At 47.5% G+C, this 12,841-nt stretch carries 9 protein-coding genes and 1 pseudogene; 3 read left to right on the forward strand and 7 right to left on the reverse strand.

Annotation, left to right across the window (positions count from 1 at the left end; genetic code table 11):
- Positions 1–137: 137 nt before the first annotated feature.
- Positions 138–518: pseudogene (locus ACE1CD_RS27950) on the forward strand (SDR family NAD(P)-dependent oxidoreductase); the annotation flags it as partial.
- 24 nt (positions 519–542) lie between these two features.
- On the opposite strand, the gene ACE1CD_RS27955 reads toward ACE1CD_RS27950, so the two are convergent.
- From ACE1CD_RS27955 to ACE1CD_RS27975, 5 genes are all read right to left on the reverse strand, one after another.
- Positions 543–2,744, reverse strand: coding sequence for a pentapeptide repeat-containing protein (locus tag ACE1CD_RS27955; RefSeq protein ID WP_374826905.1), 2,202 nt, complete (start codon positions 2,742–2,744; stop codon positions 543–545).
- A gap of 385 nt (positions 2,745–3,129) precedes the next feature.
- Positions 3,130–3,543 (reverse strand): hypothetical protein, encoded by a 414-nt coding sequence (locus ACE1CD_RS27960; protein WP_374795935.1) that lies wholly within the window; start codon positions 3,541–3,543, stop codon positions 3,130–3,132.
- A gap of 202 nt (positions 3,544–3,745) precedes the next feature.
- Positions 3,746–4,963, reverse strand: a complete 1,218-nt coding sequence (locus ACE1CD_RS27965) for a glycosyltransferase (RefSeq protein ID WP_374826906.1) — start codon at positions 4,961–4,963, stop codon at positions 3,746–3,748.
- Between the two features lie 149 nt (positions 4,964–5,112).
- Positions 5,113–6,105, reverse strand: coding sequence for a GDP-mannose 4,6-dehydratase (locus ACE1CD_RS27970; RefSeq protein ID WP_374795933.1), 993 nt, complete (start codon positions 6,103–6,105; stop codon positions 5,113–5,115).
- Positions 6,106–6,170: 65 nt separating this feature from the next.
- Positions 6,171–7,784 carry a pentapeptide repeat-containing protein gene (locus tag ACE1CD_RS27975; protein ID WP_374826907.1) on the reverse strand — a complete coding sequence of 538 codons (1,614 nt, stop codon included), beginning with the start codon at positions 7,782–7,784 and terminating at the stop codon, positions 6,171–6,173.
- A gap of 463 nt (positions 7,785–8,247) precedes the next feature.
- On the opposite strand from ACE1CD_RS27975, the gene pheT reads away from it, so the two are divergent.
- Entirely contained in the window at positions 8,248–10,689 is a 2,442-nt protein-coding gene (gene pheT / locus ACE1CD_RS27980) for a phenylalanine--tRNA ligase subunit beta (RefSeq protein WP_374826908.1), read from the forward strand.
- 72 nt (positions 10,690–10,761) lie between these two features.
- Positions 10,762–11,031: a YciI family protein gene (locus tag ACE1CD_RS27985; protein WP_374795930.1), complete on the forward strand. Its 270-nt coding sequence runs from the start codon at positions 10,762–10,764 to the stop codon at positions 11,029–11,031.
- 270 nt (positions 11,032–11,301) lie between these two features.
- Here the strand turns inward: ACE1CD_RS27985 and uvsE are convergent, their stop codons facing one another.
- A complete protein-coding gene (gene uvsE, locus ACE1CD_RS27990; RefSeq protein ID WP_374826909.1) occupies positions 11,302–12,222 on the reverse strand; it encodes a UV DNA damage repair endonuclease UvsE in 921 nt (306 codons plus the stop codon).
- 195 nt (positions 12,223–12,417) lie between these two features.
- The gene (locus ACE1CD_RS27995) at positions 12,418–12,675 is read right to left on the reverse strand and encodes a DUF2945 domain-containing protein (protein WP_374826910.1); all 258 of its coding nucleotides are present in this window, start codon (positions 12,673–12,675) and stop codon (positions 12,418–12,420) included.
- Between the last annotated feature and the right edge of the window lie 166 nt (positions 12,676–12,841).

Below are 12,841 nucleotides of genomic sequence, written 5' to 3' on the forward strand. Positions count from 1 at the left end.
TGCGGAAGTTCGCTCCCACTTCCACTTCTATGATTGATAAAATCATTGCAGTGGCTCTCCATTTAATCAATCCTCAACATTTAAGAAATTGGTTTGCTCGTTGTTGTTACTGTACCTCATAACAGCGCAAAGCGCTGTATCCTGGCGGCAATGTTTACTGCGGTTCCAAAGCAGCAGTGCGAGCAATTTCTGAAGGGTTAAAACAAGACCTCTTGGGAACGCCAGTACGAGTTACTTGTGTAGATCCCGGTTTAGTCGAAACGGAATTCAGTGAAGTGAGATTTCACGGCGACACGGAACGAGCCAAAAAAGTTTATCAGGGACTAACACCTCTGACTCCAGATGATGTAGCTGATGTCGTATTTTTCTGCGCCACTAGACCATCTCACGTTAATATCAGCCAAATCTTGCTAGTACCTACAGACCAAGCCACCACTACTTTAGTTCACAGACAAGACCGGAGAGATGACACCACATCCCCCAGTACCGAACTTGTGGATCGAGATGAGAACTCATAATTTGAGAACCTCCCCAACTGTATATTATTGGCAGCGAGGATGACGCCCACCATTCTCGCAAATATAACCGATTTGCTCAGAATCTAAATTTTTAACCTTGCTGAAATCAACACCCTTAATCCGAGGGCCAGTGGCAATATTTGGCGTTTGAATGAATTGATCTCCTACCACAGGTTGCTTGGGAGCTAGAAAAATCGCTCCCTGAAAATCCGCTCCCTCTAAATTCGCGCCTCGGAAATCCGCCATACTCAAATCCGCATTGCGGAAGCTGGCATTTTGTAGTTGCGTACCATTAAAATTAGTACCCTTAAGTCGGGTAGAGCCAAGGTTGGCATTTTTGAGTATGGCACGATTGAAATTAGCAACTGAAAGATCTGCTTCTCGCCAATCCGATTCAGTCAAATTGGCCAACTGCAATTGCGTTCCCATTGCACCTACTCTAGTCAAACTAGCGCGATGCAGATTTGCTTGGGATAGATTGGCTTCCGTCAGATCTGCACCTGTTAAACTAGCCTTTTCTAACACTGCTTTCTCTAAAGAAGCACCAATCAATTTGGCGCTGCCAAGGTTAGCACCTGTTAAGCGTGCCTCAAATAAATTTGCCCGATCTAGAGTGGCGCGAATCAGATTGGCATTTTCTAATGAAACGTAGCTTAAAACCGCACCAGTCAAGTTAGCTTGCCTCAGATCTGTACTGCTTAAATCAGCAATTAAATCGTCGAATGTTCCCAAACGATCGTCTTTACCGGCGCTGCTGAAGCGAGTCCCTTGGAAACTGCCGCCAGCTAAGCTTGCTCCTTGAAAATTAATTCCGGATACGTCGATTTTGTCCAGTACCAGATCGAAAGGAGCGGCACCTAATGTTTGACCCAGTACTGTTCGACTGAGATCTTTAACCGTACCGGGATTATTTTTGATGCTAATAATTTTAACGATCGCTTCCTGAGTTGCCCGCAGGCGCAGCTGCACTAACGCTAACGGATTGTTTGAAATTTCCGCATCGGTCAACTCATTTTTTCTTAGCGGCGGTACTAATTTTTTGGATGAGTCTGCTGCTTTTCCTGTTTCTTCTTTTTGAGCTTCGCTAATCAGTAGAGCATCCAACTCTTTAGCTAAAGTCTGATTCAAACGTTGCAATTCTGGCAAAGCATCCAGCCCAATTCTTACTAACACTTGCTGAATTGTTTCGATTACTTTTGGCTCTTTTTCTTGCGCCAGCAAATCAACTAATAACCTTACCACTCGTGGGTCGTCTTCGAGCGCTGCCGCAGCCGAGATAGCTGTTTGTTTCTCTGCCAGCGTCCCATTGGAATTAGCACTTATCTGTTTGCTGAGAGCGATAAATAAGTCATTTTTCTGCTGTGCCGATATCGAGCGCTCAGCCCGAATTTGAAGATAAATATAGGCTCCCACTAAAAGACCTGCCATAACTACCATGCTGAATAGAAACAGGATCAACACGGTGAAACGAGGGTGCTGACGCACCCAATTGAAGAAAAGAAATGCTTTTTTGTTTTGCCTTGCGCCTACTTCTCCTGTTGTAGCTGTAGTTCTACCCGGCCTCTGAAGCAACCACCGTGGCGGTGATGCCGGAAAAGAACCGGGTAGAGTTCGATCGTCTTCACCTGCATCCACAACCCTGGTTCCTGCTATTGTGTCATGCAGCGATCGGCCTCGGCGATCTATCTTTGCGCTCAGCCCATCGCCGAGTAAAACCAAGCCAATTAACCCCGTCAATACCCCCAAATCTGGATAGGCACCGATGTAGCGCCAGATAGCAAAGGCAATTCCCGCCGACAAACCCCATCGACCACCTTCCCGCAACATAACTCGCCCCACACCTGGGGAATGGTCTTCTCCCGTCACTACCCGAACACCAAACCACTGTTTGGGCAGAGTTTGGCCCCTCACTCCCAGTTTGTAAAGTTGCCAGCCAGTCACGAGCAACGGCGTTACCAGCGCCGCCGTCCAAAAGAAGTTAGTCAAGGGTGCGACCTGTGGATTCTTTTGATAAATCGGTAAAGAAAGAGTTTGCGCGATTGTTTCGTGAGTTTTTACCAGCACCGGGTTGAGCGGCACTGCTTCCTGGGCTTGGTGTTCCTTTGCATATAATCCTATGCTGAAGGGAACTGCCCCACTAGCTACAATCAACGAAACTTCTACAACCCAGGCACCGCAGCGACGAACGCCGAGTGGCAGTTTACGAAATCTTTTTTGCCAAGACATCTCGGATGAATTGGTGCCTTTGTTCAACATGGGGATAACCATCAAATAATTGCTTAAAACTTTAAATTCTCTGTGTATATTTGTTGAGCTTTCGCTATTCGCCTAAATCAAATCCCATTATTAATTGATTTTTTATAGCTCGGTTTGAAATTCATTTTAATAAACATATTTGTTTTACTTGCTAACCCTACTACAGAAAGCAACAGGAAATCTGCTTGTCAGGCAAAAACTTGGTATAACCTAGCGCAACAATTGGCGACAAGGTTTACTCAAAGAATTTTATTGCGTATGATATCACGCGATTTGCTATAACACGTAAGTTTGAGCTTGGACGATCTGACCGCTGTTCGCAATAGGGGTGCAGCCAGCCGATCGCACTAAGCTTTTAATCTTCAATTTGTTTAGCTGAAATCTCAACCGCTTGGACATCAATGGTGCCGGGAGGCGCGATCCGCGTCAAATGGCCCTGCTCGACGAGGAGAGGTTCGCCACAGCTGGGGCATTGTATTTGAGTTTGATTCAAGCCTGTCAATTGATAGCCGCACACGGGACATTTATCCTCTACCAGGTTGCGTTGCAGCCACCACTGAAACCCAAGGAACGCCATCAACGCTATTACCGGTGCCATGAGGATAAGGATTACCAAAATCACAAAAGACTTTACTAACCAGCCCAGCCCAACAGCACCCAGTAACCAAAACATTACCAGCAGAGCGATCGCACAGCCAAAGCCTGAAAGATTGAATTGAGAGGTTCTGATGCCCATCTTTTGCATCTCATCTTGGTCTGCCTCTAGCATAGCGAGTTCTCAGAAGGGGATAGGGGTTAGAAAAGTCAAAAGTCAAAAGTCAAAAGTAAGAACTAAAAGAGAGGGACAGGACAATTCCCTTGATGCTTCTCTCTCCTTCTCTTCGTTCGTCCCTCCTGATACTCCTCCCGACGCCCTAGTGCAGCACGGCAGAAGTAACTCACCAGATCTGAAATGCTTGAATGCCTGACACTCAAAAGAATTTTGACTTTTGACTTTTGACTTTTGACTTACCTAGTTTGTCCAGCAGTTCTTTTAAACGCTGGGCCAAAGCATCCCTGCCGAAGTAGGCCAGAGATTGCTCTCGCAACCATTGGCCATCGCAGCGGCGATCGTCACCTTTGAGAATTTCAATGCAAGCTGCCGCCACCGCCTCTGGATCGCGATGAGGGACTCGCCAGCCCAAACTTCCGTCTTGCAAAGGGTCAGCCGATCCATCTGCGTCACCGGATACTACGGGAATGCCGCAAGCCATCGCCTCTAGGTACACAATACCAAATCCTTCCTGAGAAGGCATAATATAAGCATCGGCAACGCGATAGTGTTCTACCAAATCTTCTGTAGGTACAAAACCAGCAAATACAACGCGATCGGCCACACCCAGATCTTGGGCTAGTTGGGCCAAACGGGGTCGATCGTCTCCGCGACCGATGACTAAATATTTCACATTTGGAACAATCTTGGAGATCGCAGGCAACGATCGAATGGTAACGTCCACACCCTTGTAAATATCTCCAGACCACAATCGCGCCACCGTCATCAGCACCTTAGCGCCTTCCAGATTGTACCGCTGCACCAATGCCTTTGGTTTGGGGCCAGGGGTAAAAGCATCCCCATCAACGCAACAAGGTAAAATTTGCACTTGTATGGGATCGATCGCATTGGAAGCGCAAAGGCGATCGCGACTGTAACGGCTGATCGTCCATATCCCAGCTGCTTGCTTGAGCGCCCTTTGATATTGTAGCGGTAGCGGCTCCCACACCTCTTTACCGTAAGTCAAAATAGTGTAGGGAATCTCAAATGGTTGGCATAGCGCTTGTACCAGAGGAGCTAGATTAATGTGACCGCAGAAAACATGACTGGGACGCTGCCCCCACAGACACGCAAGTAAGGAAGCACTCAGCCCGATTCGCCCCAGCATCGGGTGGAAAGTTTTGCAGTAATGAAATTTAAAATTCTTGGCCTCGAAAGGATTATCCGTTCCTGCTACATCCCGCAATAAAAATACTTCGGCTGGCTCTCGATCTGGTATGGCCAGATAAGCTCGCCAAATATCTTTAACATAAGATTGAATCCCACCTTCAGCAGCAAAAATTTCCAAGAAAACGAACACATAGCTGGTTTTGGCATCAGGCTGAGAGCCTATCTTGAAAATCCTGTTTTCCCCATATAAATTTACATCTGCGTTCATCTGCGTTCATCTGCGGTAAAAAATTCCTAAAAAAACTTTTTGTCTCGAGTCTCAGTCGTGAATCTTGGTTGAAGACTGGGAATAATTATTACTCGTGCTGAACAATTGTTTTGCCATTTTCCATTCTGATTCAGCGATTTGGCTAATATCTATTTACTGAAAGCAGCAGGCGATATTTTGCCATTTTGCAATCGTTCCAAATCTTTCAAAACCATTTTTTCTATAAGAGCTTCAAAGCTAACTTGAGGCTCCCATTTCAAGTTATTTTTGGCTTTGGCTGGGTTGGCAACTAATTGAAAATGTTCGTCCTGTCGGAATAACTTTGGTTCTACCACCACATAGCTATTCCAGTCCAGCCCCACGCACCCAAAGGCGGTAGCAACCAGTTCCCGAACGCTATGTAGCTCACCGCTGCCAATTACGTATTCCTCCGGTACATCAACTTGCAACATCCGCCACATTGCTTCTACATAATCTCCAGCATAACCCCAGTCGCGTTTTGCATCCAGATTGCCCATTTCAATTGTGTCGCTCAACCCTAATTTTATTGCTGCTGCGGCCAAACATACCTTACGAGTGACAAACTGAGGCGGGCGTCGGGGCGACTCGTGATTGTATAAAATACCGCTACAAGCAAACAAACCGTAGTGCTGGCGGTGATGCACCATAGTCCAATGAGCGTGTAATTTTGCGGCTGCGTAGGGATTCATCGGACGAAAGGGCGTTTGTTCGTCTTGGGGCGATCGATCTACATCGCCAAACATCTCCGAACTGCTAGCTTGATAAAAGCGAGTGGCGAGTCCGGCTTTGCGTACTGCTGCCAACAGTCGCGTTGCCGTTCCCGTCACCAAGTCCAGCGTTCCCAGCGGATCGTTCCACGAATCCGGTACGAAACTGGGAGCCGCCAAATTATAAATTTCTTGGGGCTGCAATTGTGCCACCGCATCCTCAAGAGCAGCACAATCTGTTAGGTCTACAGCGTAAATTTCTACCCGATCGCTAAGAGAACCGAGTTTTGCTAGATTAGTTTGGCGTTGGGGTGGCAACAAACCCACGACGCGATATCCTTTTTCCAAGAGCGATCGGCTGAGGTAATAGCCATCTTGGCCTGTAATTCCTGTAATAAGTGCTGTCTTGGTCATCGATCGTTAGTCCCGGTCATTAGTTATCCGCAAAACTGACAACTGACAACTGAAAACTGAAAACCTTACCACAAGCCTCTTTTACCGCTAGGTCGCACTGTCATCCAGTTTGTCTTTGCCGTAGCCAACTGCTCTTCTGTTATTCTGGCACCTGTAAGATTTGCTCCACAGAGGTTTGCGCCTCGGAGATTAGCATTGCTTAAATGGGCGTAACTTAGGTCAGCTCCCCGCAAATCAGCACCTTCTAAGTCTGCATAGCTCAAATAAGCCCTACCTAAATTTGCATCCCGCAAAATGGCGTAATTTAAACTCGCTCTACCAAAATCGGCATGGAACAAATTAGCTCCTTGGAGGTTTGTTTTGTTCAACCTTGCCTGATGGAAAATCGCTTCCGACAAATTAGCTTTTTGCAGGTTGAGCAAGCTGAGATTTTGCTGTGCGAAATCGCGTCTGCCCTTGTTATAGGATGATTGTACTTCTTGGGCATCCAGCTTGCGGGGCACTTTGCTTTTATTTCCAGCCGAACCGCTACTCTGTACTGTATTTCCCCCGGTTCTGCCCATACCGCTCCGATTCCCAGCTATGCCTGAGTTTATATCGGGTCCCTCCAGCCTAGTTCGCCTAGCGCGAATCGCCATTGCCGCACGGGAAACCGACCCCGACCCAGCCGCTCCACCTGACGCTCCCGCCGAACCGCTGGAAATTGGCCCGAACTTGCTAGGAGGCGGTTGCGAGACAGCAGAGGGGGGTGCGATCAGACCCTGAGCTAAGCTATCCATATACGGTTCCAGCTCTAGGGCTCGGAGGACTTCATTCGCTGACTGATAGCGGTGTCGAACCGATACCTCCAGCATTTTTTTGAGAACTTCGACAAAGTGGGGGCTGACCCGGATGTGTTTTTCCCACAACATCTCACCGGTGGATGGATTGTAATCTAAGTCTTTGGGAGATTTGGCAGTCAGCAGATAAATGCAGGTGACTCCCAGAGCGTAGATGTCGCTGGCATAAACCGGGCGCATGGCCATCTGCTCCGGCGGGGCAAAACCGGGAGTACCGATCGCATAAGCTGTTAGGGCTGTTTGCTCTGAAGCGCTCGAAGCGGCTTGGTTTACCTGGTTCTTCACTGCTCCAAAATCGATCAGTACCAGTTTTTTGTCTTGTTGGCGACGAATCAAGTTGGCAGGTTTGATGTCGCGGTGAATTACCTGGTGGCTGTGGATGTACTGCAACACCGGCAAAAGTTCGCTCAAGAATTGTTTGACTCCCTCCTCGCTAAATGGGCCGTTCTGCTTTACTTCCCGCTGTAAGGTTGCACCGGAAACATACTCTTGAACCAGATAAAATTGTTGCTGGTCTTCAAAGTAATCGAGCAGTCGCGGTACTTGGGGATGGTTACCAATTTTACCGAGCGTTTTGGCCTCGCGCTCAAACAACTCCCGTGCCATCTGCAAAACGTGAGGTGCGGTGGCCGTTGGCCGCAGTTGCTTGATCACGCAGCTGGGCTGACCGGGTAACATTTCGTCTAAGGCTAAAAACGTTGCCCCGAAGCCACCTTGCCCCAACGGTTTTGTTGCGCGGTAGCGATCGCGCAGTCGCAGATTGGTTCCACACGCCTGACACACGTCTGCGAGGTCGGGGTTTTCTGGATTGGGACAGGCTGGATTTAAGCAATAGCTCATTCAGCGTCACTCGCTTCAGGATTAATCAGCGGTCTAGAGGTGCCCTTCTTTCATTATCCGGGCTTAAACGGACAAATACAGTGGTATTTGTGCAAAAAATATTTTAAAGAGTTGATAAACACACACTAGCAGTATGTAAAGTGTTCGTGAATACCCGAATATTTACCACCATAAAATTGCCTAACAATTTAACTCATCTATAATTTAGAGTGCCCCAGCGAACTGGGAAAGCGAACAGGGGGAGTGGGGGAGTGGGGGAGTGGGGGAGTAGAAGAATTAATATTTTCCCTTTTCCCCTCTTCCCGACGCCCTCTTCCCGACGCCCTCTTCCCGACGCTCTAACATCTTGTCTCTAGTTTCTCCTTTGAAGTTCCTCTTTGCCAGGAGCCCAGGCCCCTATGCCCCAATACCCTACACCCCTGGTAAAATAGTCAGTCTGACATATGTAAAGGCGTTCTTGCAAATGCGTATCTCTCTGAACTGGCTGCGGGAACTGGTTGATTTCACGATGACCCCAGAAGAGTTGGCCCATACGCTGACAATGGCTGGGTTTGAAGTAGAAGATATCGAAGATCGGCGCACTTGGGCTGATGGGGTGGTTGTCGGAAAAGTGCTTAGCTGTCAACCCCACCCTAACGCCGATAAGCTCAGAGTTTGCGAAGTCGATATCGGCGCTGCTGCACCTCTGAATATTGTCTGCGGAGCTGCCAATGTCCGCGCTTCTTTGTATGTGCCCGTAGCTACTCCGGGCACTTATCTGCCCAACATCGACCTGAAAATTCGGCCTACGAAACTGCGGGGTGTTCGATCGGAGGGGATGATCTGTTCGCTCTTTGAACTCGGTCTGGCAAAAGAATCTTCTGGCATTCATAGTTTTGACGATGAAGATAACCTGGAACTGGGGAGCGACGTCCGGCCTCTGCTGGGTTTGGATGATGCAATCTTAGATATCACAGCAACTGCTAATAGAGCGGATGCTTTGAGTATGGTAGGCATAGCGCGGGAGGTGGCGGCGCTCGCTGGGGCAACTCTAAAATTACCAGAAGCTCAAGAGGTGTCGATCGCAGCTAAAGGCACTGGCCTGATGCTGAAAATTGAGGAGCCTCAAGCTTGTCCTGCTTACATAGGAACAGTAATCGAACAAGTTAAAATTGGCCCTTCTCCAGAATGGCTGCAACGACGTTTGCAATTATCTGGTGTGAGACCTATTAACAATGTAGTCGATATAACTAACTACATACTATTAGAATGGGGTCAACCGCTGCACGCTTTCGATCGCGATCGTTTACAAGTTGTTGCAGGTAAAAATTCGCTCACGATTGGCGTCCGCTTCGCTCAACAAGGTGAATCCCTCAAAACTTTGGATGGGCAGACGCGCACGCTACAATCCCAAACGCTCCTCATTACAGCTAACGATAAGCCAGTCGCCCTCGCAGGGGTGATGGGCGGTGAAGAAACTGAAGTCCACGAAGGCACTCAAAATATACTTCTGGAAGCTGCCATATTCGATATGATGGCAATTCGCCGTTCTGGGCGCAGTCAAGGTTTGCGGACTGAAGCTTCGGCCCGCTACGAAAGGGGCGTCAATCAGGCAGAATTAGAAATCGCCTGTCGTCGCGCTATCGGGATGATCGCAGAATTGGCAGGCGGTGTACCTGTAGTTCGAGAAATAGCGGACGCCAGACCGAATCAGTCTGCTTGGACGCGATCGATCGAACTGCGTCTGGAACGAGTAAACCAGATTTTAGGGCCGATCGATTTGGGAGAAGATGTTGGAGAACTGCAAGCGCAGGATATCGAACGCATCCTGACAGCACTCGGTTGTCAAGTCACTCCCGCTGCTGCTGAGAAAGTCTGGACAGTAACTGTCCCACCGTATCGCTATCGTGATTTAGAACGGGAAATCGATTTAATTGAAGAAATTGCCCGTTTGTACGGTTACGACAACTTCTGCGATGATTTGCCCGCAGAGACAGAAGCCGGATATATTTCCGTTGACCAGCAACTAACTCGGAAGCTGCGAGAAGCTTTGCGGGCAGCGGGATTGACGGAATTAGTGCATTACTCTGTGGTCAAACCGGAAGCAGATACAAAAATTATCATTCGCAATCCCATGTTCTCTGAATATTCGGCTTTGCGAAAAGATCTCATATCTGGACTGATCGATGCCTTCCAATACAATCTGGAACAGAGAAATGGCCCCCTGAATGGGTTTGAAATCGGTCGCATCTTCTGGCAGGAAGAAGATGGATTGATGGAAGCAGACTCCGTAGCCGGTATTATCGGCGGCGATCCCACTCTCGGTAAGTGGACTCGTTCCGGTCGCGAAGAACCGATGAGTTGGTATGAGGCAAAAGGTGTGCTGGACAATGTGTTTCAGCGATTGGGTTTGAAGGTAGAGTATCAACCAGACCGACGCGATGAGCGTCTGCATCCGGGACGCACTGCTTCTTTGTGGTTGCAGGGCGATCGTTTGGGCACTTTTGGCCAACTCCATCCCCAGTTGCGGAAAGAACGGGATTTGCCAGATGCCGTCTACGTTTTTGATTTGGATTTGGATGTGTTGTTGGATTATTTGGATCGGGATGAAAACTTTATTCCCACGTTCCATCCTTATTCTTCTTTCCCTGCATCCGATCGCGATATCGCTTTCTTCGCACCATCACAAGTGTATGTTGCCGAAATAGAAAGGGAAATGACTAAAGTTGCTGGGGATTTGTTGGAGTCGGTGGAATTGTTTGATGAATATAAGGGTGAAAATGTGCCGCCGGGACAACGCAGTTTGGCATTTCGCTTAATTTATCGAGCGAGCGATCGCACTCTCACGGATGAAGATGTCGAATCCGTTCATGGAAAAGTTCGCGAAGCCCTACGCGACAAGTTCAACGTCACTCTCAGAAGTTAATTAATTTTAGATTTTAGATTTTGGATTGAGTATACAATCTAAAATCTAAAATCTAAAATCCAAAATCGAGCTATGCCAAAGTACGTGTTGTTTGGAAGTTATTGCGAAGATGTTCTGGAAAAACGGGCACCTTATCGCCAAGCTCATTTAGATGGACTCGCCGCCCAAAAAGAATCTGGTGTTTTGGTTACTATTGGCCCTACCAAAGATTTGACCAAAGTTTTCGGTATCTACGAAGCACCAGATGAAGCTACTGTACGTCAATTAATTGAAGCCGATCCCTATTGGCAAAACGGGATTTGGACTGAATACGAAGTGCGCGAGTGGATTCAAGCAATTTGAATACACTTATTTCTTGAAAAAGAACAAGGGAACCCCCTCCCCGCAACAGGGAGGGGGAATGAGAAATAGTTTGTTAATATAAGATCGCATCGGATCTTCTGTTGTTGCGGCGATCGTCAAAACTTATTTCATCGTAGGGTGGGTTAGGCACGGGCGATAATTTCAGCACCTTCGATCGATAATTAAGTTCCCGTGCCGTAACCCACCATACCAGCTATCTGTAACATATACAAACATTTTCCACCATCAACCCGAAAGACCCGATCGCATCTATGCTTTGCTCAGTTGTTTCTCTGATAACCATTCTGCACGCAGTTTCTCAATAGCTTGCTCTTTCAGTTTAGCCTCAACTTCTATCCAAGGCGCGTTGTAATAGGAACTTGGCATTACAGCAATCAAATCGCTGTGGTGCGGGTCGTTGAAAGATTCGCATCCATTAGAAATATGTACGAGTTGCCATTCAGGAAAAGGCCAAGTTGTCCGCGCTGCTGCTAACATTTCAGCAACGCTGGGATGATCGTAACTATCCAGCTTTTCGTGAATAACGTGATGGTGAGCGTCAAATACCATCGGGACGCCTGTGGCGCGACAAATTTCCAGGATTTCGGAGGCGCTGTAGGCGTATTCGTCGTTTTCTAATCCTAATCTGGAGCGAATACCCTCCGGTAAATTGCGGATAACATTAATCAGACGTTCCGCTCGATCGCTCTTTCCTCCGTGTATTTCCATAACCGTCCAAGGCGATCGCGCCAACCCCAGCATATCCAAAATCCGGGCGTGAGTGCTGAGAATCTTAATGCTATTTTCGATTACTTCCGGTTTATCCGAACTTAGCACGACAAATTGGTCTGGGTGAATCACTATTCTGATCCCAAGTTCGGTAGCAGTCGCTCCCGTTTTTTGCAATTTATCCGTAAATTCACTTAACACTGCTTCGCCTACAGGTTCGTCAGCAAATGGAAATAGCGCAGAGGTAACGCGATACAAGCGAATGTTATGGAAATTGCAAAATGCGATCGCCGCATTCAGCCGAATCGAATTGTCAGTATACAACTCCCGCAAGACCCGCACCTGTTCTTCTGGTGCTAATTGCAACAGCCGTTTGCGCGTCAAAGCACGATACCGCACTTTGTCAGACGCAGTAATGCAGACTAAACCTAATTGTGGCACTATATTATTTGTTGAATTCATTTTTCTGCGGCTTGGGGTAAAAACGTTGCCCAGAGATATCGGTACGAAGCACTTTACCTGTTTGTTTATTTATTTTTACCACGGTTGCAGCCGAATCCTTGAGCGGTTTTCCGGATGAGTAATCCTCTTGAAAAATCGGCTCTTATGCGCTAAATAGATTGCTTGCGATCGCCGATAGCTGACACCTTCTTTAAACTAAGTAGGTTTTGACTTTTGACTTTTAACTTTTGACTTTTCTCTACCCTTGATTTTTTGCAAAGATTCTGGTTTGTGAGCCGCCTCTTTTCCAGATTTATCGCTTTCTACCAGATATTCCGGGTTATCTTCCGACGCAGCAACGTGGTGTCCTTTGATATCCGTCGGAGAAGTCAGTTTTTCCTTCACCTCGCCAGTGGTAGTACCTTGAGAGGTTTTCCACTCCACGCGATCGCCTTTTTTCAGTTCGTCAGTCAAGCCTTTGCCTCCTTTTCCATACTTTCAGTAATTGCGTGCGTTACGCCTGACGCACCCTACAGACTTTATTCAACCTCTAAATATTAAGTTTTATTTCTCAATGGATATCGGACATCAGCCTAATTACATATTTGCCCATCCTGGTAAAATAATCTTGTTCTTACTT

The organism is Aerosakkonema sp. BLCC-F183, assembly GCF_041929145.1.
Lineage (GTDB): Bacteria > Cyanobacteriota > Cyanobacteriia > Cyanobacteriales > Aerosakkonemataceae > Aerosakkonema.